The organism is Paenibacillus sp. FSL R10-2771, from assembly GCF_038000205.1.
GTDB lineage: Bacteria > Bacillota > Bacilli > Paenibacillales > Paenibacillaceae > Paenibacillus_AQ > Paenibacillus_AQ phytohabitans.
The window spans coordinates 1,846,660-1,873,432 of record NZ_JBBOBM010000001.1; the positions used below are offsets into that span (position 1 = coordinate 1,846,660).

General features: G+C 51.5%; 24 protein-coding genes. 19 read left to right on the forward strand and 5 right to left on the reverse strand.

All coding sequences use genetic code 11. The features are described 5' to 3' along the window. Positions 1–65: 65 nt before the first annotated feature. Positions 66–821, forward strand: coding sequence for a YheC/YheD family protein (locus tag NSU14_RS07630; RefSeq protein WP_336100040.1), 756 nt, complete (start codon positions 66–68; stop codon positions 819–821). Positions 822–875: 54 nt separating this feature from the next. Here the strand turns inward: NSU14_RS07630 and NSU14_RS07635 are convergent, their stop codons facing one another. After that, positions 876–1,454 carry a TetR/AcrR family transcriptional regulator gene (locus tag NSU14_RS07635; protein WP_340943950.1) on the reverse strand — a complete coding sequence of 193 codons (579 nt, stop codon included), beginning with the start codon at positions 1,452–1,454 and terminating at the stop codon, positions 876–878. Between the two features lie 90 nt (positions 1,455–1,544). Next, positions 1,545–2,378: an SDR family oxidoreductase gene (locus NSU14_RS07640; RefSeq protein ID WP_340943952.1), complete on the reverse strand. Its 834-nt coding sequence runs from the start codon at positions 2,376–2,378 to the stop codon at positions 1,545–1,547. 369 nt (positions 2,379–2,747) lie between these two features. Between NSU14_RS07640 and NSU14_RS07645 the strand changes: the two genes are divergently transcribed. Together NSU14_RS07645 and NSU14_RS07650 are read left to right on the forward strand one after the other, a co-directional pair. Next, a complete protein-coding gene (locus tag NSU14_RS07645) occupies positions 2,748–3,179 on the forward strand; it encodes a MarR family winged helix-turn-helix transcriptional regulator (RefSeq protein WP_197074262.1) in 432 nt (143 codons plus the stop codon). A gap of 44 nt (positions 3,180–3,223) precedes the next feature. After that, positions 3,224–4,612 (forward strand): MATE family efflux transporter, encoded by a 1,389-nt coding sequence (locus NSU14_RS07650; protein WP_340943954.1) that lies wholly within the window; start codon positions 3,224–3,226, stop codon positions 4,610–4,612. Positions 4,613–5,578: 966 nt separating this feature from the next. Here NSU14_RS07650 and NSU14_RS07655 read toward each other — a convergent pair. Next, positions 5,579–5,707, reverse strand: a complete 129-nt coding sequence (locus NSU14_RS07655; protein WP_340943955.1) for a hypothetical protein — start codon at positions 5,705–5,707, stop codon at positions 5,579–5,581. Between the two features lie 409 nt (positions 5,708–6,116). Here NSU14_RS07655 and fabZ point away from each other — a divergent pair, with 409 nt between their 5' ends. The 10 genes from fabZ to NSU14_RS07705 all read left to right on the forward strand — a co-directional run bounded on the left by fabZ (position 6,117) and on the right by NSU14_RS07705 (position 16,569). Beyond that, a complete protein-coding gene (gene fabZ / locus NSU14_RS07660) occupies positions 6,117–6,545 on the forward strand; it encodes a 3-hydroxyacyl-ACP dehydratase FabZ (RefSeq protein WP_340943957.1) in 429 nt (142 codons plus the stop codon). 111 nt (positions 6,546–6,656) lie between these two features. After that, positions 6,657–7,676, forward strand: a complete 1,020-nt coding sequence (locus NSU14_RS07665) for a LacI family DNA-binding transcriptional regulator (protein ID WP_039310015.1) — start codon at positions 6,657–6,659, stop codon at positions 7,674–7,676. A gap of 183 nt (positions 7,677–7,859) precedes the next feature. Continuing rightward, positions 7,860–8,840, forward strand: coding sequence for an ABC transporter permease (locus NSU14_RS07670; RefSeq protein WP_231575181.1), 981 nt, complete (start codon positions 7,860–7,862; stop codon positions 8,838–8,840). Positions 8,841–8,855: 15 nt separating this feature from the next. Then, positions 8,856–9,743 carry a carbohydrate ABC transporter permease gene (locus NSU14_RS07675; RefSeq protein ID WP_039310017.1) on the forward strand — a complete coding sequence of 296 codons (888 nt, stop codon included), beginning with the start codon at positions 8,856–8,858 and terminating at the stop codon, positions 9,741–9,743. Between the two features lie 66 nt (positions 9,744–9,809). Continuing rightward, on the forward strand, positions 9,810–11,450 hold the full coding sequence (locus tag NSU14_RS07680; protein WP_340943962.1) for a sugar ABC transporter substrate-binding protein: 1,641 nt from the start codon (positions 9,810–9,812) through the stop codon (positions 11,448–11,450). 61 nt (positions 11,451–11,511) lie between these two features. Next, on the forward strand, positions 11,512–12,867 hold the full coding sequence (locus tag NSU14_RS07685) for a glycoside hydrolase family 30 protein (RefSeq protein WP_340943964.1): 1,356 nt from the start codon (positions 11,512–11,514) through the stop codon (positions 12,865–12,867). 238 nt (positions 12,868–13,105) lie between these two features. Continuing rightward, complete coding sequence (locus NSU14_RS07690) at positions 13,106–13,702, forward strand: RNA polymerase sigma factor (RefSeq protein WP_042138850.1); 597 nt, start codon at positions 13,106–13,108, stop codon at positions 13,700–13,702. Then, on the forward strand, positions 13,638–14,423 hold the full coding sequence (locus NSU14_RS07695) for a hypothetical protein (RefSeq protein WP_340943968.1): 786 nt from the start codon (positions 13,638–13,640) through the stop codon (positions 14,421–14,423). Before NSU14_RS07690 ends, NSU14_RS07695 begins: the two co-directional genes overlap by 65 nt. Position 14,424: 1 nt before the next feature. Beyond that, the gene (locus NSU14_RS07700; RefSeq protein WP_340943970.1) at positions 14,425–15,330 is read left to right on the forward strand and encodes an ABC transporter ATP-binding protein; all 906 of its coding nucleotides are present in this window, start codon (positions 14,425–14,427) and stop codon (positions 15,328–15,330) included. After that, positions 15,331–16,569, forward strand: a complete 1,239-nt coding sequence (locus NSU14_RS07705) for an ABC transporter permease (protein ID WP_340943973.1) — start codon at positions 15,331–15,333, stop codon at positions 16,567–16,569. 108 nt (positions 16,570–16,677) lie between these two features. Here NSU14_RS07705 and NSU14_RS07710 read toward each other — a convergent pair whose 3' ends face one another. Both NSU14_RS07710 and NSU14_RS07715 read right to left on the reverse strand, forming a co-directional pair. After that, positions 16,678–18,288 (reverse strand): response regulator, encoded by a 1,611-nt coding sequence (locus NSU14_RS07710; RefSeq protein WP_076245788.1) that lies wholly within the window; start codon positions 18,286–18,288, stop codon positions 16,678–16,680. Further along, complete coding sequence (locus tag NSU14_RS07715) at positions 18,285–20,024, reverse strand: sensor histidine kinase (protein ID WP_340943979.1); 1,740 nt, start codon at positions 20,022–20,024, stop codon at positions 18,285–18,287. The genes NSU14_RS07710 and NSU14_RS07715 overlap by 4 nt, the downstream gene beginning before the upstream one ends. 318 nt (positions 20,025–20,342) lie before the next feature. On the opposite strand from NSU14_RS07715, the gene NSU14_RS07720 reads away from it, so the two are divergent. The 6 genes from NSU14_RS07720 to NSU14_RS07745 all read left to right on the forward strand — a co-directional run bounded on the left by NSU14_RS07720 (position 20,343) and on the right by NSU14_RS07745 (position 26,765). Beyond that, positions 20,343–21,950 carry an extracellular solute-binding protein gene (locus NSU14_RS07720; RefSeq protein ID WP_340943981.1) on the forward strand — a complete coding sequence of 536 codons (1,608 nt, stop codon included), beginning with the start codon at positions 20,343–20,345 and terminating at the stop codon, positions 21,948–21,950. A 49-nt stretch (positions 21,951–21,999) separates the two neighbouring features. Then, positions 22,000–22,626, forward strand: coding sequence for a LacI family DNA-binding transcriptional regulator (locus tag NSU14_RS07725; protein WP_052421969.1), 627 nt, complete (start codon positions 22,000–22,002; stop codon positions 22,624–22,626). Between the two features lie 17 nt (positions 22,627–22,643). Beyond that, the gene (locus tag NSU14_RS07730) at positions 22,644–23,927 is read left to right on the forward strand and encodes an alpha-amylase family glycosyl hydrolase (protein WP_340943984.1); all 1,284 of its coding nucleotides are present in this window, start codon (positions 22,644–22,646) and stop codon (positions 23,925–23,927) included. Next, entirely contained in the window at positions 23,917–24,585 is a 669-nt protein-coding gene (locus NSU14_RS07735) for a hypothetical protein (RefSeq protein WP_340943988.1), read from the forward strand. Before NSU14_RS07730 ends, NSU14_RS07735 begins: the two co-directional genes overlap by 11 nt. 316 nt (positions 24,586–24,901) lie before the next feature. After that, the gene (locus tag NSU14_RS07740; RefSeq protein ID WP_042238062.1) at positions 24,902–25,825 is read left to right on the forward strand and encodes an ABC transporter permease; all 924 of its coding nucleotides are present in this window, start codon (positions 24,902–24,904) and stop codon (positions 25,823–25,825) included. A gap of 16 nt (positions 25,826–25,841) precedes the next feature. After that, positions 25,842–26,765 carry a carbohydrate ABC transporter permease gene (locus NSU14_RS07745; protein ID WP_042138840.1) on the forward strand — a complete coding sequence of 308 codons (924 nt, stop codon included), beginning with the start codon at positions 25,842–25,844 and terminating at the stop codon, positions 26,763–26,765. Positions 26,766–26,773 lie beyond the last annotated feature (8 nt).

The following is a 26,773-nucleotide window of genomic DNA, read 5'->3' on the forward strand; positions in this document are numbered from 1 at the left end:
GAATGCAGCGACTATGCAAATCAAGGGAGGATGGAAAGCTCCTTCCCGGACAGGAGAGTGCATGCGTGACAGCCAAACAGGTTCAGTCAGGTCAGAGCAAATGGTACAAGACCCAATTGTTGCTTAAGAACCAAACCATTACCCCCTTCATCCCGGATACCCGGAGGTTTAACAGACGCAATCTGGAGCAGATGATTCACAGCTATGGAATGATTTATGTCAAGCCGGAACGGGGAACCTATGGCAATGGAGTAATCCGCGCTGAGCGGGGGGGACGGCAGGGGTATACGTATCAGTATGAGGAAACGCGGCGCCATTTCGATACGTTTGAAGCTTTTCATAAAAGTCTGGCGAAGAAGATCGGCAGAAGGAGCTATCTGGTTCAAAAAGGTATCCATTTGCTGAAGCAGGGCGGGCGCCGTTTCGACATCCGGGTGATGGTGCAGCTCAGCCCCAAGGGCGTCTGGGAGGCTACCGGAATCATTGGCCGGCTGGGGCATCCGCGCAAAATAGTAACCAACTACCACAGCGGCGGCAAACCGACCGCAGTGGATCAGTTGCTCTCTACCCATCTGTCGGCCCACCAGCTCGTGCAGCTGAAGGGAGAACTAAACCGGCTGGGTACACGCATCGCAGTTCAAATGCAGAAGACCTATCCGCGCCACCGGCAATTCGGTGTAGACATCGGTCTTGACCGGACGCTCAAGCCATGGATTATTGAAGTGAACATGAATCCTGACCCGTATATTTTTAATCAGCTTAAGGATAAATCCATGTACCGCAGAGTGATGAGGTACCGGCGTTTTAGCCTGAAGCCATAGAGCATACAAAGAAGGCCTGCCAACGTGCAAGGCCTTTCTTTTGTGATCATTTTTTTATAGGCTTACGCTTTGCCAGCAGGAGTCAATTAGACCGTCGATCTCCTCGTCCTTAAGGTCCAGATAATGGTTCAGTGCGCTTTTCACGACATAGACGATGGAGCCGTAATGCATCTGCACCATGAACTTGGGGTCCATAGCGGTAAACAGCTTCTGTTCAACGGCTTCGGCGTAGAGCTTCTCCAGCGGATGACACCAGCCGCCTTCATAGGCCGCTTGCTTGACTTCATCATAGATATAGGGCGAGAACGAATACTGTTCGATAAATTGAAAGCCCTGCGGATACTCCAGTGACAGGGTGATCAGATTCCTCCAGGCCCGCTCCAGACGGGTGCGCAGAGTTTCACCGGTATATACGCCGTCAAGCACCTTATGCCCGTTAAAAGTAACGATACCCCTATACAGCTCATTGATGATTGCTTCTTTACTCTCAAAATAATGATAGATGCTTCCGGTAGAAATCCCGGATTTCCTGGCAATCAGCGACATGGAAGTCGCCTGAAGCTCCTTCTCAATAATCAGACCCAGCGTCGTTTCCAGAACGGCCTGCTGCACCTTATTATAGCTATCGAACATAAACCCGCCTCCAATCGAACATTCATTCTAATGTAAGGCAAGAGGTTCCGGCTTGTCAAGGCACGCAGGGGGCGGCATTATGACTGCGTTTTAGCGGTTATTCTGCGCCATGGTCTCCAGATACTCTTCAATCGGCACGGAATTACGCAGCGCCATTAAGCTGTTCCCTGTATCGCCGATCACCGTCCGGAATTTGCTGCTTACCCCGGTGGCCAGGTCTGCTATCGTATCTACAATTACTTGCGGGTCATCCAGCTGGCTGTTGTCGCGGTTTCCCATAAGCGCACTCAGTTTATCCATCATCTCATCGTACACTGTAATCTTCTCATCTCTGTTCCAGATGATATTATTCGTGAAGTTATTGCCGGAAGAACCGCCTTGCTCGATCAGCCTCAGCTCAATATTCAGCGGCTTCAGCTCGTAGTACAACCCTTCGGTTAATCCTTCCAGCGCGAACTTGGACATGTTGTAGAGAGAGCCGAGCGGCACCGCAGTAGTCACACCCATGAAGGAGCTGATGTTGATGAACATCCCGCCGCCATTGGCCCGGAAGTGAGGCAGGAAGCGGCGGATCACATTGATCGGTCCCCGGGTATTGACAGCGAATTGCCAATCGATATCCTTCTCAGCCGCCAGCTCCAGCGGTCCATAGGTGCCCATTCCTGCGTTGTTAACAACAACATCTATCTTGCCAAAAGCGTCTATAGCCGCATCCACAGCCGAACTCACCTGGTCCGGATTTGTAACATCCAGTTTGAACAGCCTGATATTGTCGTACTGGCGCAGCTCCTGCCCGTTCTCCGGTGTACGCATAGTGGCCGCCACATTCCAGCCCATTTTGGCGAAATGAATCGCCGTTAGCTTTCCGAGTCCCGAACTGGTACCTGTGATGAAAATCGTTTGAGCTGCTGTGTTAGTAGACATGAATATTCCCTCCTATTATTAGATCGAACGATCATTCTAATGCGTGATAAAAAAATATACCATCCATTAGAATGATCATTCTAGGGACATTATTATCCTTTCGGCGGGGATTGTCAAGGATGAAGATACTTGCTGGTTAGATTCCGTTTAAACTCAGTTTACATTCCCTAAGTACATTAGGTCTGCAGCAGGGATCAAGGCTATGCCGAAAGGAGGAGAGGCTTAGGTCTGCTTCGGTATCCAGTTAGCTAAAAGATATCCAGATAATTAGAAGATGTCCAGATAGTTAGAACATTGACAGTTAGGATTCTATCTACTATGCTTGCTATATTACTTAGAATTCTATCTAATTGACAAGGGGACATGAAGATGACCGAACCTATTTTGCATACACCGTATTCAGATTTGATCCGTGAGATTGGCTTGAAGCTTAAGAGCTCTGCCGATGCCCGGCTGAACGAGCTGGGACTGAATTCCGCGCAAGGCCGGATGATCGGATATATCTATGAGAATCAGGACAAAGGCGTGATCCAGAAGGATCTGGCGGAGCAGTTCAAGCGGCGCGGGGCCAGCATCACCAGCATGCTCCAGGGCCTGGAGAAGAAAGGCTATATCGCCCGCGTCACCCATGAGAAGGATGAGCGTCAGAAGAAGCTGACCGTATTGGAGAAGGGAGTTATCCTGGTCGAGGAGTTCAACCTTATGTTCTCGGATGTTGAAGCCGGTATTACCCGGCAGCTCAGCAAAGAGGAGGCATCAACCCTATTGTCGCTGCTGTCCAAAGTTAATCAAAGCTTGTAATGGAATGAATTGGATTATGAAAGTATACGTTTGGAGGAATGAATATGAACAAGGAAGTATCCAACCAATATTACCTGGAATCCGCTCCAATGAAAAAGGCGATATTCCATTTGTCGGTTCCCATGATGATCGGCATGTCAGTCGGAACGGTCTACAATGTGATCAACGCGTATTTCATCGGCCTGCTGCATAATACGGGGATGCTGACGGCGATCACGCTGGGCTTGCCGATTTTCACCGTCCTGATGGCCTTCGGCAATGTGTTCGGAGTGGGGGGCGGAACCTTCGTCACCCGGCTGGCCGGGGAGAAGAATACGGAGAAAGGCAAGCGGATCGCCGGATATACCTTCTATGCAAGCATCATTGCCGGAATCGTTATCGCGCTGCTGGCGCTGCTGGCGATTAATCCGCTCACCCGCCTGCTCGGTGCGGATGCGGCAACCTTCGATTACACGAAGACCTATGCCCTGACGATGTTCGCCGGGGGCTTCGCGATTGTGCTTAATTTTGCGCTCGAACAGCTGGTCCGCGCTGAGGGGGCGTCGAGGGAGTCCATGTATGGTATTTTTATCAGCACGGCGCTCAGTCTGATCTTTGACCCGCTGTTTATTTTGATTCTGGGCTGGCATGTAGCCGGAGCGGCGCTGGCCATGTGCCTGGCTAACCTCGGATCGGCACTCTATTATCTCTATTATCTGGAGAAACGGAGTGAGAATCTCAGGGGGTTCCTGAAGCATTTCAGAATATCCCTGCAGGATAAGCTGGAGATCTATAAAGTCGGCATCACGGAGCTGCTGCAATGCGCTTTTCTGATTGTGACGACACTGCTGCTTAATAACTATTCCATCCAGTATGGTGATAATGTGGTAGCCGGGTTCGGGGTGGCGCTGAGAATTGTGCAGATTCCCGAGTTCCTGTCGATGGGACTGTTCCTGGGCCTGATCCCGCTCTTCGCCTTTAACTATGCCAGCAGGAACAGAGCCAGACTTACCTCAAGTATTAAGTATGCTTTTGGCTATATCGCCAGCATTGCGGTGGTATTTGTCAGTCTGGTCTATGTGTTCCGGGGACCTATCCTGCATTTGTTCTCCAATGATAACTCGGTGATCAGCATGGGGATTTACATCCTGGCAGCCATGCTCATCTCCGCGCTGTTCAATGGTTTCACCGGTCTGTTCATGAGCATCTTCCAGGCTACAGGCCAAGGCGCACAGGCGGGGATTATGGCAGTTACGCAAGGCGTGCTCTATATCCCGGTGATTATCGTGCTGCATCATTTCTTCGGCCTGCATGGCGTGATCTGGTCCATGACCGTTACCGAGGTGACGACAAGCCTCCTGGGCGTGAGTCTGTTCATCGGCTTCAACCGGAAGCTGGGGAGATTGGGTAGTGTAGACGATCCGGAGGGGGCTGCTCCGGTGGCGTCGGTGTGACGCCCTGAAGCACTGACGCCTTGAAGCCTTGAAGCCTTGAAGCTCAGAAGCTCAGAAGCCCTAAGTAAATTACTTAGATTTCTTTAAAAACCTTGAATCTATATAGGGTAAACTTAGAATCTGAATTGCTGCATGTACGAAACCTTGCTTTGCAGGAGGTTCGTACATCGGCTGGTCAACATTCTTAAGTTGCGCTTATATACAAGGTTTTTTGGCGTTTAGGAAATTATACGATGTATTCATGGGACCCCCGAAGTAGGCTATGAGATGAAATGAGGGGCAAAAGTGCCCCTCATTCCTGTGGAGGTGGGCCTGGAGGGGGAAATGAGGGGCAAAGGTGCCCCTCATTCCTGTGGAGGTGGGCCTGGAGGGGGAAATGAGGGGCAAAGGTGCCCCTCATTCCTGTGGAAGTGGGCCTGTAGAGGGAAATGAGGGGCAAAAGTGCCCCTGATTCCGGTGGAGGTGGGCCTGGAGTAGGGAATGAGGGGCAAAAGTGCCCCTGGTTCCGGTGGAAGTGGGCCTGGAGGGGGAAATGAGGGGCAAAAGTGCCCCTGATTCCGGTGGAGGTGGGCCTGGAGTAGGGAATGAGGGGCAAAAGTGGCCCTGGTTCCGGTGGAAGTGGGCGTGGAGTGGGAAATGAGGGGCAGAAGTGCCCCTGGTTCCGGTGGAAGTGGGCCTGGAGTGGGAATTGAGGGGCAAAAGTGCCCCTGATTCCGGTGAAAGTGGGCCTGGAGTAGGGAATGAGGGGCAAAAAGTGCCCCTGGTTCCGGTGGAAGTGGGGCGCAGATGAAAAATATAGGGATAAATCCCACTAATTACGCCGAAAGTAGGCAGAATGAGGGGAATAGAGGGATAAATCCCATTAAATACGCCAAAAGTAGACGGGACGAGTGAAATTAGAGGGATAAATCCCTTTAATTCTGCTGCAAGTGGGCTTGTGAGTGGAACGAAGGGGGACAGCGTCTCTCAATACGCCTCATCATCGCCTGCACCTATAACACTCCGTCCGCACTCACCTCCCAACTCGCCCCCGCCCGCACCCCGCCAGTCATCAGCACCCACCGCCCCCGCCGCACCACCGCCAGTCATCAGCACCCACCGCCCCCGCCGCACCACCGCCAGTCATCAGCACCCACCGCCCCCGCCGCACCACCGCCAGTCATCAGCACCCACCGCCCCCGCCGCACCACCGCCAGTCATCAGCACCCACCGCCCCCGCCGCACCACCGCCAGTCATCAGCACCCACCGCCCCCGCCGCACCACCGCCAGTCATCAGCACCCACCGCCCCCGCCGCACCACCGCCAGTCATCGGTACCCACCGCCCCCGCCGCACCACCGCCAGTCACCGGCACCCACCGCCCCCGCCGCACCACCGCCAGTCACCGGCATCATACTTCACCCTGGTTACTTGCCGCCCGCATCCGCCCGCCCAACTCCTGCATAGCTAAATCCCGCTGCTTTATAGTAAAATGAGATAAATTTAATCACAGAGGAGTAACTGTATGCTGGACGTCAATGAAATTCAGGCGCGGATTCCCCACCGTTATCCGTTTCTGCTGGTAGACCGGATCACCGAGCTTGAAGAAGGCAAGCGTGCGGTCGGGATTAAGAATGTGAGTATAAACGAACCATTCTTCCAGGGGCATTTCCCCGGATATCCGGTGATGCCGGGTGTATTGATCGTAGAGGCATTGGCCCAGGTAGGCGGTCTAGCCATGTCCAAGCAGGAAGAGGGCGGAAGCACGATCGGACTGCTCACGGGAATCGACAATTGCCGGTTTAAGCGTCAAGTGAAGCCGGGAGATCGGCTGCGCCTTGAATTTGAGGTCACCCGCGTCAAAGGGATGATTGTAAAAGGAACCGGGACCGCCACTGTAGACGGTGAGCGGGTGTGCGAGGCAGAGATTATGTTTGCCTTCAGCGGGCAATAACTAGCGGAAAAGGTGGCTGGAGAAAGATCATGAGAAAAAGTGTTGTGTTTAAAACGGTTTCATGCTATTTTATAAACTATAAAAACGTTTTTATTGCAGAGGAACAATGATATGGGAAAGATAACAATCAAAGACGTGGCCAGAGAAGCAGGCGTCTCCATCTCCACGGTCTCCAACGCCTTGAATGACGTGGATGTACTCAACCCGGAGACCAAATCCCATGTGCTGAAGGTAGCGCAGCGCCTGAATTATGTTCCGAACCTGAACGGTAAGCTGCTGAAGTCCGGTACGACCAAGATGCTGGGGTTCTTCACCACAAGTGTGTCAGGTCCATACTTTTACAAGCTGGTAGAATCCATGGCCCGTCAATGCGACCGCCTGGGTTATGGCCTGAATGTATTTGTCACCAAGGACAAACAGGTGGTCATGAGCAATATTCTCGGACGGCGCGTGGATGGTGTCATTATCTACGAGGAGCTGGGCATCGACGAGAAGGATATTGCCGCGATGAAGAAAGACAAGATTAAGGCGGTATTTCTGGACCGGGTGCTGGAGGACGAGGGGATGGGGAGCATCATTTTTGATTCTTTTGAATCAGGCTATGAGGCTACCAAGTATTTAATCGGCCTGGGGCATAAGAAAATTGCCTATATCTCCGGCGTAGATACGATGTTCGACAGCGTACAGCGGCGGGAGGGTTATCTGGCAGCGCTCCGCCAATATCAGCTTCCGGTGGATGATGATTATATTCTTCAGGGTTATTTTGAGGAAGACAGTACCTATAATGCCGTGAAGTCCTTTATCCGCGTGCATCCCGAGAAATTGCCTGACGCCTTCCTGGCCGGTAATGATATCAGTGCGATCGGCTGTATCCAGGCGCTTAAGAGCTACGGGTATGAGGTGCCGGAGGATGTCAGCGTAATGGGCTTCGATGATATTGATATCGCTCCATACTACTCGCCGCCGCTCACGACAGTGAGGAATCAGATCGCAAGGCAGGGCATGCTGGCTATTGACCATCTGGTGCGCATGATTCAAGAGAAAGAGCAAGGCGCCGTACAGAAATTGCAGGGTGAACTGGTAGTAAGAGGCTCAAGCCATGTAAAGATGGACCGGAATGACCGCCCTTAGAGAGCAGGAGTGGTCGTTTCCAGATATAAGCATCCATATGTTTTCACACGATTAGGTTTCCTTCTGTTTCTACTTCATTGTTATATAAAAATATGCACAGCAGGGGGGCTTTTTTTTGCACGGAAATAAAAACGTTTTTATTGATTTGAACATCTGATTTCTTGATTTGGAGGGGAGAAGAACGTGAATAAAACAGCTGTAGTACCGCCAACTTCAATGCCGCCGAACGCCAAGAAGCCTATGGGGCAGCGGATCAAAGAGTTTGTAATCGATTACAAAAGGCAGTGGGAGATTCAATCCATGATTCTGCCGGGCATTATTTTTATGATTATTTTTTGCTACATACCGATTTACGGTCTGACAATTGCCTTCAAGAACTACACGGTCATAGACACACTATCTTCCGCACCCTGGGTGGGGCTGGATAACTTCAAGATTATTCTGTCTGACGAATACTTCTGGGATGCAGTCGTGAACACGCTGGGCATCAGCTTCCTGAAGCTTGGGATCGGGTTTATCATTCCGATTATTCTCGCCATTATGATTTACGAGCTGAATATGGGGCGCTTCAAAAAATTCGTCCAGACCATCTCCTACCTGCCGCATTTCCTGTCATGGATCGTTCTCGGCGGGATGCTGATCACCTGGTTCTCTACTTCCGGCTTGTTCAATGAGCTGCTGCTGAATCTGGGACTGATCTCGAAGCCGTCCAACATTCTGCTGGATTCCGGCAAGTACTGGTGGATTGCCACGTTGTCCGATATCTGGAAAGAAGCCGGTTGGGGCACAATTCTGTACCTGGCCATTATGTCAAAAATCGATCCGACCTACTACGAGGCGGCCAAAATAGATGGAGCCAGCCGGCTCCGGCAAATCTGGAATATCACGCTTCCGAACATGAAGTCGATTATCAGCCTGAATCTGATTCTGACTGTAAGCGGTTTACTCGGTTCTAATCTGGATCAGACGCTGGTCCTCATGAACTCCCAGAACCGGGCCAGAGCGGAGGTCATCAATTCGTATGTATACCGTATGGGGATGACGCAAGGTGACTTCTCGTATGCGACCGCCGTTGGTTTGGGTGTCTCCATCGTTTCAGTGATCCTGCTGGTTACGGCCAACAAAATCACCAGTAAGTTAAATGATAATCAATCCGTGTTATAAAGGGAGGCATGTGCTGTGAACCGAAAGGTGGTTAAAGAAGATATCGACAGCCGGATCTTTGACGCGGTCAATATGGTTCTGCTGATAATCTTCATGGTTATTATTCTCGTTCCCTTATGGAACGTCATTATTTCATCCTTGAGCTCAGGCAAGGCGCTTGCCGAGGGCGGGTTTATTTTCTGGTCCAAGGAGTTCTCCCTGGAGAATTACCGCGCGGTATTCAATGACAGTAGTATCGGGCAGTCCTTCCTGGTCTCCATCTCCAAAACCTTTGTCGGGGTCTTCACCCATGTATTCTTTTGCGCCATGATCGGCTATGGTCTCAGCAAAAGATACATCCGCGGCCGCAAGCTGTATGTGGCGATGGGCGTAATTACGATGTTTTTCTCCGGCGGGATGATTCCGACTTACCTGCTCATTAAATCGCTCGGACTCCTGAACAGCTTCTGGGTGTACATCATCCCCGCATTATTCAGCTATTACGACGTTGTCATTCTGATGAACTTTTTCCGGAATGTCCCGGATTCGCTGGAAGAATCGGCCAAGATTGACGGCGCAGGCGACTGGCATATTTTCCTCAAAATCTTCATTCCGCTCTCCATGCCCGCTATGGCGACAATCGCCCTGTTCAACGGGGTGGGGCAATGGAACGACTTCATGACAACGAAGCTATATATCACCAATCAGGCCCTTTATCCGCTGCAGATGAAGCTGTATGAGATTATCGTGCAGTCACAGACCCAGTCGATGCAGAACATCGGGGGCTCAGCCGTGATTGAAACCACCACCAAAGGGGTTCAGCTAGCAACAATTGTCATTACTACCCTGCCTATTGTTGCGATGTATCCAGTTCTTCAAAGGTACTTTATCTCCGGCATGATGATGGGGGCGGTCAAAGAGTAGAGAAGAAGAGGGGGCGTATTTTTCAAAAGAAATCGGTTTCTACATCATATTATAGGAGGTTTATCAATGATTAAAATGAATAAAGTCCTGGGGAATAAGGGTGTTAAGCTCGCTCTGCTGCTGATGGCGGCAATGCTGGTGGTGGCAGGCTGCAGCTCAAACGGCGGTTCGAAGAAGGGCAGCGATGTCTCAATAGAAGACCGCTACACGGTGGACCCGGAAACTCCGGCCTGGCAGCTGGATAAGAAATCGGAGACTACGGAATTGACCTGGTATGTCAACGCGGACTGGTGGAATACGGACTTCGGCAAGGATGTGGTGACCAAGAAGATCAAAGAGGATCTGAACATCGACATCAAGTTCATTACGGGGGACGACACCAAGCTGAATACATTCTTCGCGGGCGGCGATATGCCGGATCTGCTGACGATCTTCGACTCGAACTCACCAGTAGTACAGAAAGCTGCTACCTGGGCGCTCCCGCTGAATGATCTGGCCGAGAAATATGATCCTTACTTCAACAAGGTCGCTGCGGCCGACACGCTGAACTGGTTCCAACTGAAAGACGGCAAAACCTATGGCTATCCTAACTATTCCAATACACAGGCTGATTATGACAGCGGTAACATTCCGGCCAAAACGGCTTTTGTTATCCGCAAGGATGTCTATGAAGCACTGGGCAGCCCCTCCTTCGGGACCCCGGAAGAATTCAAGAATGTCATGAATCAGATCAAAAGACAGTTCCCTGACATGATTCCCTTCGGTTTCAACTCCATTGGGGAAGGCACCGGCTCACTAGGGGATGTGCTGCAGGATTTCATCGGCGTGCCGCTGGAAACCGAAGACGGCAAGTTCTACAACCGCAATCTGGATGAGGATTACCTGACCTGGCTGCGGACGCTGAATGCCGTATACAGAGACGGGGCGATCAGTGACGACAGCTTCGCCGATGACGGTACAGGTTTTGAGGAAAAAGTGAAATCCGGTAAATATGCCACGATGCTGCTCGACGGTACTCCACAGCAGGGCGGGAATCTGCAGATCTTCATGAGTGCTAATCCGGGAAAAGAGTACATTGCCATCGATGGTCCGCAGAGCACAGTGGGACATCAGCCGACCCTCAATCAGTCCGGGATTACCGGCTGGATGATCAGCTACATCACCAAGGACTGCAAGGACCCGGCCAAAGCGATTCAAATCTTCACGTACCTGCTTAGCGAAGAAGGCCAGAAGCTGATGAACTATGGTATTGAAGGCGAGACCTACAAGGCAAATAGCGACGGTACGGTAGAACTGCTGCCGGAAGTGAAGGATCTGCAGCTGAATAATGCGGATAAGTTCAAGAAGGATTACCGGATGGGCGAATTCATGTTCTTCGGGCATGACCGCCACAAAGCGCTGAGCAAGGATGCCTTCCCTGAATCGATCAAGCAAATGCAGGAATGGGGCCACGGCAAGCTGAAACCGCATTTCATCCTGGAGAACATCAATCCCGATCAGGGTACAGCCGAAGCACGCGGCCTGACGGCGATTAACACCACCTGGAATACAACAATGGTAAGTATGATCCGTGCCAAGGATGATGCAGCCTTTGACAGTACCTTGGCTGATTATAAAGCCTTCCTGGACAAAAACAGCTGGGATAAGATCGTAGAAATCCGCAGCGGGAAGATGCAAGCCAACAAGGAAAAGCTGGGCATTAAATAAGCAAGGCACAGGAAGGGGCCCGCTTTGGGCCCTTTTGCATAAAAAGATGGAGGGATAACACATGCGGGAAATTATCATGTATCAGTCTAACGGAGAAGACGAGCTGTTTGTGGAGCAGTCAGTTGCACAACTGCCGCAAATTTCTGCTGATACGGTTACTGCCACAGTTGAGATAGATGCCAGTCATACGTATCAGGAGATGGATGGGTTCGGGGCCTCCTTCACGGACTCGGCCGCTTATCTGATTCATCAGGTGCTTGACGAGGAGCAAAGAACGGAAGTAATGAGCAAGCTGTTCCACCCGCAGGACGGGATAGGATTGTCCTTCCTGCGGAATCCGATGGGGGCATCGGATTATGCCAGAACGGTCTACAGTTATAATGATCTGCCTGAGAACGAGACAGATCCCGGATTGTCCGGGTTCTCCATAGCCCATGATGAAGCGGATATTATTCCTTTATTGCAGCAGGCGTTGAAGCTGAATCCGGAAATCAAGCTGATGGCTTCACCCTGGAGCGCACCGGGCTGGATGAAGACCAGCGGGTCGATGATTACCGGTCAGCTGAAGCCGGAGCACTATCAGGTGTATGCGGACTATTTCGTCTGCTATATTCAGGACTTCGCGGCTCATGGTCTGCCTACCTATGCCGTCACTGCGCAGAATGAGCCGCTCTATGAACCGCAGCATTATCCGGGCATGCTTATGCTGCCGGAGGAGCAGCTGGAGTTCATCCGCAGGTTTCTGAAGCCAAGCTTCAGGAAGAATGGAATTGAAGCCAAAATCCTCTGCTACGATCACAACTGGGACCGGCCGGATTATCCGCTGACCGTTCTTGAGCAGGCCGAAGCGGAAGTGGATGGTGTAGCCTGGCACTGGTATGGCGGTGAACCGGCTGCGCAGTCAGAAGTGCTGGCGGCTTATCCCGGCAAAGAAGTACACTTCACCGAAGGCTCGGGCGGGGAATGGATTCCGCCGTTTGAGCAGGCGTTCTCCAATGTGATGCGCACGGGAATTGAGATTTTGCGGAATCACAGCAAGTCGTTCGTGCTGTGGAATATGGCGCTGGATGAACAGAATGGTCCAACCGTTCCCGGCTTCGGCAAGAGTACCTGCCGCGGAGTAGTGACGGTCAACCAGCAGACCAGGGAGCTTACATATACCCTGGATTATTACGCGCTGGCGCATTTCAGCAAAGTCATCCGGCCCAAGGCGCTGCGCCTTGCTTCTGCCGCTAGCAATGAGCAAGTACGCTCCGTTGCCTTCCGCAACAGTGACGGATCGTTTGCGGCGGTTTTGTTCAACGATGGGGATACGCAAGAGAATGTAGCTGTGAAGCTGCAAGGGGATGAGGTACTGACCTTCCCCATGGCGCCTAAAAGTGCTGTATCATTGAAGGTGGACGGCAGTAGGGAGTAGCAGGCTCCCGACAAGTTCAGCCAGATCAGCTTGTGTCCAGTCACGTTATTTATTTACAATAAAAGGAATCGAATAGATTAAATGAACAAGGCGTTCCACAAAGCCATGAACTGGCTGCCGGGACGCTTCTTTTTTGCCGGAAATGTAAAAAATATCAATCTTCATCAAAAGGTCACAAATATACTTCACTTTTTATCTGCCAAATACAGTTATATAGAGTAGAAAGGAGAGGACGCAAGTGGATGAAGGTGAATGGGTTCGTCGCATCCAGGAGGGGGAGACCAGGTATCTGACGCCGCTGATTGAGCGGTATTACGCCGGAATACAGAAGTACTGTTATTACCGGCTCCGCAGTGAGGAAGAGTCCAAGGATCTGACCCAGGAGACCTTTTACCGGTTCTGCAGGCATATCGCAAGGTATTCGAATAGCGGGAAATGCCGTGCTTACTTATATACGATTGCCCGGAACTTATGTAATGACCAACTGCGGAAGAGAGTGCAGTTTCCCTCCATGGAGTTTGATGAAGCTGTCACCGGGGAAGCTGTCTGGCAGGGCCTTTCTATAGAGGAACAGGTGGAGAAGGGGCAGCTGGTCGATGAACTGCTTCACTTGCTTCCGGAGGAGCAGCGGGAGCCGGTATTTATGCGTTTTTGCCTGGATTTGACCTTCCGCGATATCGCCCGTATTACGGGAGTGAATGTATGTATGGTACAGTACCGTGTTAAGCGCGGGCTGAACAGTTTAAGGAGTCATTTGGAGAGGAGTGATTATGTTGAACAAGCATCAGCAGTCCATCATCGGAATCCTGCAGAACTCCCCCTCGTTCCCCGTTGAGCGGAAGCGGCTGGAGGAAACCATCGGGGGAGCTGAGACAGAGCTAAGACAGGCGCTGGTCGGACGGAGAACAAGTTTAGCAGATTTCTATAAGCTGCAGCTCCGCTTCATCAGCCGGAAGGTATGGGCGGCGCAGCTGCTGATTGTTATGGGAATGGCATTCTTACTGCACAACTCTATGCAAGGGCAGAGGGCAAATATACAGCTTATGATGCTGGCCTCTCTGGCTGCACCTTTCCTTGTAATCACAGGGATACAGACCATGACCCGGTCATTAAGCCGCTCTATGCTGGAGGTTGAACTCAGTACCTATCATCTGCTTGATAAGCTGACAGCTGTCCGGATGAGCCTGCTGGGAATGGCCGATCTGCTTGGATTAACGCTGCTTGGGGCCTTACTGGGTACATGGACAGATGCCGGAGTCCTGGAGATGGTCCTATACTTGCTGATTCCCTTTAATCTGGCTTGCTTTGGCTGTCTGTGGCTGCTAAACCGGGTGCGCACACCAAACTGCGGTTACTATTGCCTCTTATATTGCTGCCTGCTGGTGTTGTTGCAGCTCATTGTTTCGTTTAACCCCCCGCTCCTGCTGCTCAATTCATCGGCTGCAGGAAGAGGTCTGGTGTTGCTGCTGCTCTCGGCAGCAGGATTGGTCTATGAAGGTTACGGTATACGCAAGACCTGCCGGAGTCTGGAAACGGCCGCACAAGGAGGAGTATAGGATGCTGGAGCTGACTTTGAACCAGGTACATAAACATTTTGCCGCGAGGCATGCCGTAAACGGAGTTTCAATCAAGCTTAACAGCGGTGTATATGGTCTGCTGGGAGCAAACGGGGCGGGCAAAACAACGTTGATGCGGATGATATCAGGCATTCTGATACCAACCTCAGGGAGTATTCAAATGAATGGCCGGGACATTAGCCGGATGGGCGAACGATACCGTGATATACTCGGCTATTTGCCGCAGGACTTTGGGTATTACCCGGATTTCAGCGCACAGGAATTTCTCTGGTACATAGGGACATTGAAAGGCTTGAGTCTGCCGGCGGCAAAAGGAAAAACAAGGGAGCTTCTGCAGCTGGTAGCTCTGTCAGAGGTTGCGCGCAAGAAAATCCGTACCTTCTCCGGAGGAATGAAGCAGCGGCTCGGCATTGCCCAGGCACTGCTTAATGACCCCTGCGTTCTTGTGCTGGATGAGCCGACAGCAGGACTTGACCCCAAGGAACGGGTACGCTTCCGTAATCTCCTAGCCGATCTGGCCAAGGAGAAAATCATTATTCTTTCGACGCACATTGTTGCGGATGTAGAATACATAGCGGATCAGATTCTGGTGATGAAGCAGGGAAGCCTGCTGATGACAGGTACGGTGCAGCAGCTGACAGCTGCGGCTGAGGGCTGTGTATGGTCATGCCGAATTCCGGCCCGGGAGGTTGAAGAATGGAATGCCCGCTACTGCATCAGCAATCTGCGGCATGAAGGGGAGTGGGCAGAGCTGCGTATAGTGTCTCAGGAGAGGCCGGGGGATCAAGCAGTAGCTGTTGTGCCTACGCTGGAGGACTTCTATCTGTATCATTTTCAAGATGATTTGACTGTTGCAGCTGGTGCAGGCATACGGGAGGTGCAGTGAATGGATATATTAACCCGGTTTGAGTTGCGGAAGATTATTCGGAAGAAATCATTTTATGCAGGAGTCGCGATCATAGCGGCTGTGGCAATCTTAATGTCGGTTATACTGGTGAACAATGCGCAGATCACAGGCCGGGACGGCAATTTCTTAAATGGGGTTCGCGCGATCCGGCTAGAAAGAGAGTATGAACGACAGCTCGCGGGTCCATTAACCACAGACAAGCTGGAACAAACGATAATCCGGCATCAGCGCCTGCTGCAAGATCCTGATAATCTGGATGGGAAAGGGGAGCTGACCGTTAGTGCCTTTGCTAAGAATGAGGTCCAGTATGAACAGCTATATTCTTTAATTTCCCGGGCGTTCTCTCCTTTGAATGAATACGATTATTATATCCGCGATAAATTGCAACCTGGTGACGCCGCTGCCTTTTATCAGAGACGCATGGAGAGGGTACACGAATATTTGAATGCAGAGCATCCCGAGGGCAATTATTCGGCACAGGAGAAGGACTTCTTTATCCGCATGAATGAACGTATCCCGGTTCCTTTTGAGATGAACTACGTCACAGGCTGGGCCAATGTGTTTGAGAACCTGCAGTTTATTTTTCTGTTCACTGCCTTTGTCATCGCAGTATGTCTGGCCCCTGTCTTCGCCGGGGAATATCAGAGCGGAGCCGATGCGCTCCTTCTATCCTCCCGTTATGGGCGCAGCAGGCTTATAGCCGCGAAACTGAGGGCAAGCCTGATTGTTTCAGTAATGCTGCTTATCTTTGGCCTGGGCCTCTATACGTTCCTGCTGCTTGGCCTATGCGGTTTTGAGGGCGGAACCGCCAGTGTGCAGATGATTCAGTTTAGAGCCCCGGTTCCCTATACCGTCCTGCAAACTTATATGTGGGCAGTCCTGATCGGCAGTCTTGCGTGTCTGCTGGTTGGCGGGATAACCCTGTGGATGTCCAGCCGTATGCGAAGTCCCTTCCCTGTGATCATTGCCGCCGGGATGCTGCTGTTCGTCCCCATGGCTATTCCGGCAAGTGAGAGCAGCCGGCTGTTCAATCATCTAATGGCATTATTGCCAAGCAATATGTTTGACAGCTTCCGGAAAATAACGGATTACGAGGTTATTCATATTTTTGGTCAATTGATTCCGGAGTATAAGGTTATACCTGGGTTTGCCGTTATCGTTATAGCTCTGCTGCTGCCATTTACGTACCGGGCCTTCAAAAACCATCAGGTTGCCTGAAAGTAAGCTGGTTTGAGCTGCGGGTTTATGGAGTATTGTTTAAAAAATAGGGGCTATCCAAGCAGCCAATGCACGGCTGACGGGATAGCCCCATTCTAATGGGAAGTCTTACTGCACCGGTTGAGAATGCTGATCCTTCTTATATTCATTCGGCGGCAGGCCGACCTCCTGCTTGAACAGCTTCGAGAAGTAGGAGTAGTTAGTGTAGCCTACCTTGTTCGCAATGGTATAGACGGAATGGTGGGTCGTTTCGAGCAGATGCTTGGCGGCGGCGATACGGACCTGAATGACATAGCTGCCTAAGGAGATGCCGGTCTCCTTCTTGAACAGCCGGGCCAGATAATCCGGATTCAGGTAGACGATCTCCGCCAGATCGCCCCGGGTCAGATCATCGCCGTAATGGGTATGGATGTATTGCTTGATCTCTTCGGCAATTGACTGGGGCTGCGAGGTGAAGTCCCGGTATTTCATCGCCGTGCTGACCAGATAGTTCAGGTATTCCTCCATATCCTCAATGGAAGCCAGCGAGTGCAGCAGCAGCTGGTCATGGGTTTTGCCGGTATATAATTTGTGAACCTGAATGCCCTTCATTTTGAGGAAGGAGTAGACGAGCTGCACGATATCAAGCCGGAACAGACTGAGGACAGAGGTGTCCAGCGCCCGGCCCCGGAGCATCCCCCGCAGGTATCCGGTCACCTCGGCCAGAAAGGCGGAAAGGTTGTTCTGGCTGAGCAGCTCCTCCAGCTGCGTCAGATCCGGCGGAATATAAGCGGGTTTGCTGTGCTGAAGATACGTCTCCACCAGGAAGGTATGATTGCGGCTGCGGGTAATCTCTTCATCCATCGTGAGGGTGGCTTTGAAGATATTGCCGACGTCGCCGAGTTCACCGGCTAAGCCGATGGTGCAGCAGGCATCGCATTTTAAATACGGATTGGCTTTTTGAATAAAAGAACCGCATAGCCCTTCCAGCAGGTGAAGCTCAGGTGCCCTGTTCCATTTCAGAATGGCGATCCAGTTCGATTCCTTATATTCAAGAATGCTCTCGATTGAGAAAAACGGGCTCTTGTACAGCTCATACAGCACGTTCAGCAGCGCGAAATCAAACAGGTATTTCTCTTCCTTGCCCATGCTGCCGTTATGGGGGAACAGATTGAAGAGCACAGGCTGAATGATCTCATTCATCTGATAGCTCAGATTCTGCTCCTCCATGGCATGGAAGATGGCAGAGGTCCGGATGGGGAAGGCCGTGCTGTCATTGACCAGCTTGCGCCAGAAGTGCTCGAGAATTTTTGCCTGATTCTTTTGCCAGAAATGACCTTCCTGAATGGCCTTCTCGTTATGCTGCTGCTCCCGGGCACGGGCAATCGCTTTCTGGATAATCAGCATCAGCTTGTCGAATTCGATCGGCTTCAGGAAGTACTCGAAGCTCTGCAGCTCAATCGCCTTCTGGGCATAGTTGAAATCGGCATAGTTGGTCAGCAGGATCGTCTGGATCCTGTATTGCCGCTCTCTGATCCAGGCCAGCAGCTCCAGCCCGCTCCCCTGCGGCATCTCGATATCGGAGATGAGAATCTGTACAGAATGGTTCTCCAGGATGTCCTGGGCCTGTGACACATTGCTCGCAGTGAACACGGTTTCGATCTGAAGCAGCGCCCAGTCAATTCTCTTTTGCAGCGCGGCAATTACATAGTAGTCATCATCAACCAGTAAAATATTCATAAGAGTTGCTCCGTTCCTGTTGAGAGTTCCGGCAGATCCGGGAGGCAAAGGGTGATGCATGCGCCGCCTTCTGCGGGATTGGAAAAGCTGACGGTTGCTCTGCTTAAATATAGGTATTCCAGCCGTTTAAGCGTATTCATAATGCCGATCTGATTGCCTTTGGACTGGTCCAGCGGCTTACCCTGCACAAGCTTATCCAGCACCTCTGCGGGGAATCCGGGACCGGTGTCGGAAATCTGGATCACGGTCATTTCTTCATCATCTACTCTGCGGCGTTTCACAGTAAGCCGGATCTGCATCTCGTTAGCTCTGGAGATCGCGTATTTGACAGAATTCTCGATAAAGGTCTGCAGCACCAGCGGAGGGATCTTCATGTCCGTGGTCTGCGCTTCCTGTTCAATCTGATAAATGAAGGCGTCGCGGTAGCGGCTTTTCTGGATATCGAGGTAGATCCGCACATGCTCAATCTCATCCGCAAGCAGGACAAAGTCCTCGCTGCCTTGAAAAATATATCTGAAATATTTCGAGGTGGACATCGCCATCTGCTCAATCTCCTCGTACATTTGAATCTGCGCCATGCTGTAGATGCTGGTCAGGCAGTTCAGGAAGAAATGCGGCTTGATCTGCTGCTTCATGAAGTCCAGCTGGATATTTTGCTTCTCCAGTTCCTGCTCGTACATGGCGATTTTGTAGTTGCGGATCTGTTCAACCAAATCCTTGAACTGCGCGCTGGCCTCTTCCAGCTCGATGATTTTGCTGTTTTTGAACCCGGCAGGCTGGCCGTCTTCATTAAGGTGCGTCAGACTCTCCGAGAAGCTCTGGATCGGTCCGAGCACCCTGCGGTTGAAGAACAGCATTACGGCGCAGAGCGTAGAGGTGACCATGAAGAAGAGCAGCATGATGAGCAGCTGGGCGATCATTATTTTCTCAAAAGCCCCGAATTTGATCACCATCTTGGCGCTGAAAGCCGTACCTGAGAATTCGCTCTTAATGATGGTACGGGACTGGAACAGGTTCCGGATGCCCGTCTCTTCCTGCAGAGGCTTGCCGCTGTTCGTAACCAGTGTGGATAGGTCTGTCCCGTTCTCATCAACAAGTGAAGCGTAGCCGTTCGCGCCCAGATTAATCTGGCGGAGCGGGGTAATGAGATTATCGGCCGAGATCATCCCGATGAAATAACGGTTGTGGTACGGAACAATGTTGATAATGTAATATTTGCCGTTCACGAGTATAGGGGTCCAGCGGGAATAGAACTTCTCATACACCTCTTTATCATCGATAAAAGAAATAATCTGCTTCTTCAGCTCCCGGTAGACGGTATAATCGATGCTGATGGGGGCGCAATTAAGGAAGAAGGACTGGTTTTTTAGATAGTAGAAGAAGTTATATTCCTGACCGTAATTCTTCTGCAGCTCGGTGAACCTTTTATGCAGATCCTCGTTTGAATTAATGAACTCCTTGCTGGTCTTGTCGTGGGCATTCATCATATTCAGGCTCTCATCGTTCGCGAGCGTCCAGCCCATATAATGATTAATGTAGGCAAAATCATGATTAATCCGGTTGATATACAAATCGGCGGTATCCTGCAAATACCGGGTGGACTGCTGCTTGACGATGGAAATGGAAGCAACGCTGATGACAAGATCCAGAATAAGCACAATAAATGAGATCAGAATCGTGATTTTTACATAATGGCGTATCGGGTAGGGTTTGTTTCTTGCCGGTTTTTTGGCCATAGTTGTCTGGTGAAGTCCTTTCCTGTATGTCCGTTTCCGGACGTACTACTTGCGAGTAGGTAACACAGTCATTATAAAACCCCGGGATCAAAAAAACATGGGGAAATCCCGGCTTTTCACCCCAAAGTCCGGATACAGCAAGTAAAAGTCTGAATAGCGTCATGAAAACTGCCTGAAACCGGGGGCTGGCTTCCCTAAATAATGTAAGCGGATGCATAGGTCCGAATAACAGGGCGTTATTGTCCGGAATGCGGAGAAGCAAGAAGGTATCATTAGGGATGTCAAAAGGATCTAATACACCGAAACGGGGGATTATGAATGGTTAAACAGAACAGGAAACCGGTGGCCAAGAAGTGGGCTATCTCACTAATGGCGGCAGTGATGCTTGTCGGACTGGCCGGATGCGGCGGCGGCAACAAAGAGAATAACACGGCGGCTGTAGAAACGGACAGCTTCAATAAAGAAGGCCTGCCGATCGTCAAGGAGCCGGTTACGCTTAAGGTACTGACGGTACGCTGGGGCAGCATGGGGGATACCTTCACCAAGAACCAATGGCTGATTGATCTCGAGAAGAATACCAATGTCAAAATCGACTGGCAGGTCATGTCCTCCAACGACTGGGCAGAGCAGAAATCCATTCTGCTGGCCAGCGGCACCTTGCCGGATGTCGTGCTGGGTGATCAGACCTTCACCGACTCCGATATCGTGAACAATCTCAGCTATTTCCGTCCGCTGGATGATTATATTGATCAGTACATGCCTAATCTCAAGGCCGCGATGGAAGAAACACCGGATATGAAGAAGATCAGCACCTTCCCGGACGGTAAAATCTACTCCATGCCGACCCGCCTGCCTTCGCGTCCGAAAAGCTCACGCCAGCCGGTCATCAACAAAACCTGGCTCGACAAGCTGGGCCTGAAGGTTCCGGAAACGATTGACGAGCTCTACACTGTGCTCAAAGCCTTCAAGGAGCAGGACCCGAACGGAAACGGTAAAGCGGATGAAATTCCGTATATCGAAGTAAGCAATGATATGATCAGTCCGTTTGGAATTGCCGATCTGAATACCAACAACATGCTGGTTAAAGACGGAAAGGCTGTGTATTATCCGATAACGGAGGAGTACAAGGAAGGCATGAAATGGGAGAATAAGCTGTATTCCGAAGGTCTGCTCGACAAAGAGCTGTTCACCCAGGATGCAACGATGATCTCGGCCAAGTTCCAGAACCCGGATGCGCCAATCGTCGGCTTCACCTACCAGTGGACACCGGATGCCGTATTCGGCAAATGGAGTGACCAGTATGTAACGATTCCGCCGGTTGCCGGACCGGATGGTAACCGCTACACCATCGGCAATCCGATCGGGATGAGCCTGAACCGCAACGAGCTGCTGATCACTTCTTCCTGCAAAACACCGGAGATTGCCGCACGCTGGGCAGACCAGTTCTACACGAACGAAGCGAGCATTCAGAACTTCTGGGGTGCGATTGGAACGGTTATCCAGAAGAATGATAACGACACCTATACGCTGATGGACCCTCCAAGCGGAACCAGCGCAGATGCCTGGTACTGGGATCAGTCCCTGCGGGACTTCGGACCGAAATATGTCAGCCCGTCCTTCGAACAGAAGATCGTGCTTAACCCGGAAGCGGGTGACGGTCTTAAGCTGGAGCTCGACAAGCTGGGCAGTGAATATGTAACGACACCGTTCCCTAACGTAATGTACACTTCCGAGGAGTTCGAAGAGCTTCCGACGTTGACCACGGATATCGATACTTATGTGAACACCATGCGTGCACAGTTTATCAGCAAAGGGGATATCGACGGGAACTGGGATGCTTATGTGAAGAAGCTGAACGATATGGGTCTGGATAAGCTGGTGAAGATCCGCACGGATGCATACGGACGTTACAACAGCGTGAAATAAAGACCATAGCTCTAAAGATTCTACTGATCCGCGGAAGGAGGCTTCTACAATGACGGTTACGATGAAAAAAGTCGCCCGGAGAGCGGGAGTCTCCATCTCCACGGTCTCCCGGGTGCTGTCCGGCCGGCCGGTGGTCCGGGAGGAAGTCTCCCGCAAGGTGAAGCAGGTGATGGAGGAGCTGGGGTATACGCCGAATATCATCGCGAAGAGCCTGGTGTCGAAGTCAGCCCGCTGCTTCTGCATTCTGCTGCCGGGACCTTCAGAGCAGGCCATCTTAGGCCTGATGTTCATGGAGACCCTGCGCGGAATTATAGCGGAGGCGGGCCGTTTAGGATATGACACGATCATCTGTTCAGGTGCGGATGAGCAGGAGGAACTGAAGGCCGTCTCCGGTCTCTTGAAGGGGCACCGCGCAGACGGAGTCATTCTGCTGCGATCCAGCAGGGAAGAGGCTGTGATGGGGTATTTGCAGAGCAGCGGCTACCCTTTTGTCCTGGCAGGCCGCTGCGGCGGTGATGAAGGGATCATAAGTGCGGGTATACAGCAGAATATGGCTGATTTTGAGGCTGCACAGCAGCTGGTCAGGGCCGGATATGAGCTGGGCACTCTTGCTGTCCGGACATTAACCGGGAAGATCAGGCTTCCGGAGCATCTCAAGGTAAGCAGAATCGTGTAACCAATAGGAGTGTAAGTATGGCTAAATTAACGGAAGTGACTCTGCGGAACCAAGTGGTCTATTCCATCTATGTGCGCAATCACAGCGAAGAAGGAACCTTCAAGGCAGTAGAGAAGGACCTGGAGCGCATTAAGGAGCTTGGTGTGGATATCATCTGGCTGCTGCCGGTGCATCCGATTGGCCTTGCTGCCCGCAAGGGCGGGCTCGGCAGTCCTTATGCCAATCAGGATTACCGGGAGATTAATCCGGAGCTTGGCACTCTGGCGGATTTCCGGAGTCTGACGGAGGCCATTCACAGGCTCGGGATGAAATGCATCATTGATGTGGTCTATAACCATACCTCGCCCGATTCCTGGCTGGCAGCGCACCATCCTGAATTCTTCTACAGAACTCTGGAAGGCAAGCTCGGTAACCGTGTAGGCGACTGGGGCGACATTGTGGATCTGGACTATAACAATCAGGAGCTGTGGGATTATCAGATCGAATCGCTGACAATGTGGGCGGGAATGGTGGACGGCTTCCGCTGTGACGTAGCCCCTCTGCTGCCGCTGGACTTTTGGCTGCGCGCCAGAGAAGAAGTAGCTGCGGTCAATCCCGGCTGTCTGTGGCTCGCCGAATCGATCGAACCGGACTTCACGATGCATCTGCGTTCCCGGGGCATGGTCAGTCTGTCCGACAGCGAGGTGCTCCAGGCGTTTGATGCCTGCTATGACTATGATGTGTACCCGTATTTCACGGGCTATCTGAACGGCAGCGTTACGCTGGGCAGCTATATAGAGAAGATCAATGCGCAGGAGTATATCTATCCGGGCAATTATGTGAAGCTGCGGTTTCTGGAGAACCATGACCGGCCGCGGGCCAAGGCACTGTTCCCGGAGGAGAATGAGCTGATCAACTGGACAGCGTTCATGTATTTCCAGAAGGGAATGCCGCTGATCTACGGCGGGCAGGAGACGGAGAATGAAATCTGTCCCGATCTGTTCGACAAGAATACCGTTAACTGGAATACGGGCAAGGACCTGTCCTGGCTGTTCAAGGCGCTGTACCCCATTAAGCACAAAGCAATTATGGCCCATGGTGTCTGCCAGTTTACGGCACATGAAGAAGACGGAATTGTCTGCGGCATGCATACCTGGGGAGAGCAGAAGCTGGCAGGTGTGTTCAGCCTGAGAGGCAGGCAGGGAGATGTGGAGCTGGAGCTTCCGGATGGAGCGTATGTCAATCTGATTGACGGCAGCGCGGTAACCGTGGCCGAGGGCAGATTGCACTGCAGCGGCCGGCCGGTGATTATTGAAGCATGAAATAAGCAGTAGGAGCAAGCTTCAGGCTGGCTTTGGTAAAATGCCGTCCCGCACCGATGTCTGTTGCAGGGCGGTATTTTTGTTGGCAAGGGAAAGTCCCTTTGCTCCCGCCGGAAGTGGGCGGGAAGAGGGAAACAAAGGGATAAATCCCTTTAATCCCGCTGGAAGTAGGCGGGAAGAGGGAAATAAAGGGATAAATCCCTTTGCTCCCGCCGGAAGTGGGCGGGAAGAGGGAAACAAAGGGATAAATCCCTTTAATCCCGCTGGAAGTAGGCGGGAAGAGGGAAATAAAGGGATAAATCCCTTTAATCCCGCCGGAAGTAGGCGGGAGGAGGGAAATAAAGGGATAAATCCCTTTAAATCCGCCAGAAGTGGGCGGGAAGAAGGAAATAAAGGGATAAATCCCTTTAATCCCGCCAGAAGTAGGCGGAAAGAGGGGAATAAAGGGATAAATCCCTTTAATCCCGCCGGAAGTAGGCGGAAAGAAGAAAATAAAGGGATAAATCCCTTTAATCCCGCCGGAAGTAGGCGGAAAGAAGAAAATAAAGGGATAAATCCCTTTAATCCCGCTGGAAGTAGGCGGGAAGAAGGAAATAAAGGGATAAATCCCTTTAATCCCGCCGGGAACGCTGGATGGGTTAAGCCTAATTCGTCTTAGCTGCCGGATTAGCCTTCCGGGTGATTTCGTACTCCAACAATTATCCAAAATATGGGTTTATGCCCCGAAAGTCCGGATAACGTTAGCGGAGGTCTGCATACCGTCCGGTTTAGTGTCTCCCGGGTAACGGACCGCGCGAAGCTCTCTCCTACGGACAACGAAAGTCCGGTTTACGCTGGTAGGAGGTCCGGCTGGCGCGGCGGGGGGCAGGTATACTGAATGAAAATATAGATAAGCGTATGCTACCGGAGCGGGTTTTGCCGAAGTCGATCATGAAGCTTATGCTAACAAACTCAAACTTTTAGGAGGGGTCACAATGAAATCCGGTCAGTCCAGTCCGGCAGCAGCCATCGGACAGATCAAACGAAATTGGGGACTGTATTTATTGCTGCTTCCCGCAGTTGTGCTTACGTTATTGTTCGCATACAAACCGATGTACGGGGTGCTCATCGCCTTCAAGAATTACAGCCCGGCGCTGGGAATTGACGGCAGTCCGTGGGCGGGATTCAAGTATTTTGACAAGTTCTTCAATTCCTATCAATTCTCGAACACGATTAAGAATACGCTGATTATCAGCGTGTACAGCCTGATCACCTTCCCGATCCCGATTATACTTGCGCTAATGGTCAATCAGATGCGGCCGAACCGGTTCAGACGTTTTTTCCAGACCGTGTCGTATATGCCGCATTTCATCTCCACAGTCGTAATGGTGGGCCTGATGATGATTCTGCTCTCGCCAAGCACCGGGCTGGTCGGTAATCTGTACAGCCTGTTCGGCGGGGAGGCTCCCGATCTGATGGGCTCGACCTCGCTATTCAGCAGTGTGTATGTCTGGTCGGATGTGTGGCAGCATGTCGGCTGGGACAGCATTATTTTCATTGCCGCGCTCTCGTCGGTCGATCCGAGCCTGTACGAAGCTGCTACGGTGGATGGGGCCAGCCGCTGGAATAAAGTCCGTTATATCGATATCCCGATGCTGATGCCGACGGCAATCACGCTGCTGATTCTGCGGGTGGGCGGCCTGCTCGGTGTAGGATTTGAGAAGGTCTATCTGATGCAGAATGATCTGAATATCACCTCCAGTGAGATTCTGTCCACCTATGTCTACAAAATCGGTCTGCTCAGCAGCCAATACAGCTTCTCGTCGGCCATCAACCTGTTCAATACGGTCATCAACTTTATTCTGCTGATCATGGTGAACCAGCTTTCCAAAAAACTTAGTGAAAACAGCCTGTGGTAGAAGGGGGAGCAGCACAATGGGAGTACTAGAGCCTGCAGCCAGCAAGAGAACTGGCAAAATCAAAAATAACCGGTCCTCGGATTCGGTAATGGAAATTATTATGTATGTTATCGCCATCCTGTTTCTGATCATCCTGATCTATCCGCTGTATTTCATCGTTATTGCTTCATTCAGTGATCCGTCTGCGGTGGCGGGCGGCAAGGTCTGGCTGTTCCCGAGGGGGTTCACGCTTGACGGTTATCAGGAGCTGCTGCGGCATAAAAACATCTGGATCGGCTACCGGAATACCATCCTCTACACGGTGGTGGGGACGGCCATCGGTCTGGTTGTGAATATATCGGCAGCCTACGCGCTGTCCAGAAAAGATCTGGCGGGACGCAAAATCCTCTCGCTGTTCTTCATCTTCACCATGTTCTTCAACGGAGGGCTGATCCCGACCTTCCTGACGATCCGGGACTTCCACATGTATGATACCTTCCTGGTTATGGTGCTGCCGTTCTCGGTTGGCGTCTACAACATTATCGTAGCCCGGACCTTCTTCCAGACGAGCCTTCCCGGAGATCTGTGGGAAGCGGCGCAAATTGACGGCTGCGGGAATCTGCGTTATTTCCTGCAGGTGGTGCTGCCGCTGTCCAAAGCGATTATTGCCGTGCTCGGCTTATGGATTGCCGTCGGATATTGGAATTCTTATTTCAATGCCCTGATCTATCTGAAGAATCCAAATATGTATCCGCTGCAGCTGATTCTCCGTAACATTCTGATCACGAATCAGATGCAGTCGGGCATCGGCAGTGGTGAAGCGGCACAGATTGCGCTGCGTCTGGCTAATATGATGCGCTATTCCGTTATTATCATTGCTACCGTTCCCATCATGTGTGTATATCCGTTCGTTCAGAAGTATTTCAATCAAGGCGTCATGATCGGTGCCGTGAAGGAATAGACAGATTG

What these genes read in the sequence shown, in the direction of transcription:
- NSU14_RS07640 (WP_340943952.1), bottom strand. Translation starts at nt 2,378, where the DNA reads ATGTCTACTAACACAGCAGCTCAAACGATTTTCATCACAGGTACCAGT.
- NSU14_RS07680 (WP_340943962.1), top strand. Translation starts at nt 9,810, where the DNA reads ATGATTAAAATGAATAAAGTCCTGGGGAATAAGGGTGTTAAGCTCGCT.
- NSU14_RS07650 (WP_340943954.1), top strand. Translation starts at nt 3,224, where the DNA reads ATGAACAAGGAAGTATCCAACCAATATTACCTGGAATCCGCTCCAATG.
- fabZ (WP_340943957.1), top strand. Translation starts at nt 6,117, where the DNA reads ATGCTGGACGTCAATGAAATTCAGGCGCGGATTCCCCACCGTTATCCG.
- NSU14_RS07685 (WP_340943964.1), top strand. Translation starts at nt 11,512, where the DNA reads ATGCGGGAAATTATCATGTATCAGTCTAACGGAGAAGACGAGCTGTTT.
- NSU14_RS07725 (WP_052421969.1), top strand. Translation starts at nt 22,000, where the DNA reads ATGACGGTTACGATGAAAAAAGTCGCCCGGAGAGCGGGAGTCTCCATC.
- NSU14_RS07695 (WP_340943968.1), top strand. Translation starts at nt 13,638, where the DNA reads ATGTTGAACAAGCATCAGCAGTCCATCATCGGAATCCTGCAGAACTCC.
- NSU14_RS07635 (WP_340943950.1), bottom strand. Translation starts at nt 1,454, where the DNA reads ATGTTCGATAGCTATAATAAGGTGCAGCAGGCCGTTCTGGAAACGACG.
- NSU14_RS07740 (WP_042238062.1), top strand. Translation starts at nt 24,902, where the DNA reads ATGAAATCCGGTCAGTCCAGTCCGGCAGCAGCCATCGGACAGATCAAA.
- NSU14_RS07720 (WP_340943981.1), top strand. Translation starts at nt 20,343, where the DNA reads ATGGTTAAACAGAACAGGAAACCGGTGGCCAAGAAGTGGGCTATCTCA.
- NSU14_RS07705 (WP_340943973.1), top strand. Translation starts at nt 15,331, where the DNA reads ATGGATATATTAACCCGGTTTGAGTTGCGGAAGATTATTCGGAAGAAA.
- NSU14_RS07645 (WP_197074262.1), top strand. Translation starts at nt 2,748, where the DNA reads ATGACCGAACCTATTTTGCATACACCGTATTCAGATTTGATCCGTGAG.
- NSU14_RS07665 (WP_039310015.1), top strand. Translation starts at nt 6,657, where the DNA reads ATGGGAAAGATAACAATCAAAGACGTGGCCAGAGAAGCAGGCGTCTCC.
- NSU14_RS07730 (WP_340943984.1), top strand. Translation starts at nt 22,644, where the DNA reads ATGGCTAAATTAACGGAAGTGACTCTGCGGAACCAAGTGGTCTATTCC.
- NSU14_RS07715 (WP_340943979.1), bottom strand. Translation starts at nt 20,024, where the DNA reads ATGGCCAAAAAACCGGCAAGAAACAAACCCTACCCGATACGCCATTAT.
- NSU14_RS07710 (WP_076245788.1), bottom strand. Translation starts at nt 18,288, where the DNA reads ATGAATATTTTACTGGTTGATGATGACTACTATGTAATTGCCGCGCTG.
- NSU14_RS07700 (WP_340943970.1), top strand. Translation starts at nt 14,425, where the DNA reads ATGCTGGAGCTGACTTTGAACCAGGTACATAAACATTTTGCCGCGAGG.
- NSU14_RS07745 (WP_042138840.1), top strand. Translation starts at nt 25,842, where the DNA reads ATGGGAGTACTAGAGCCTGCAGCCAGCAAGAGAACTGGCAAAATCAAA.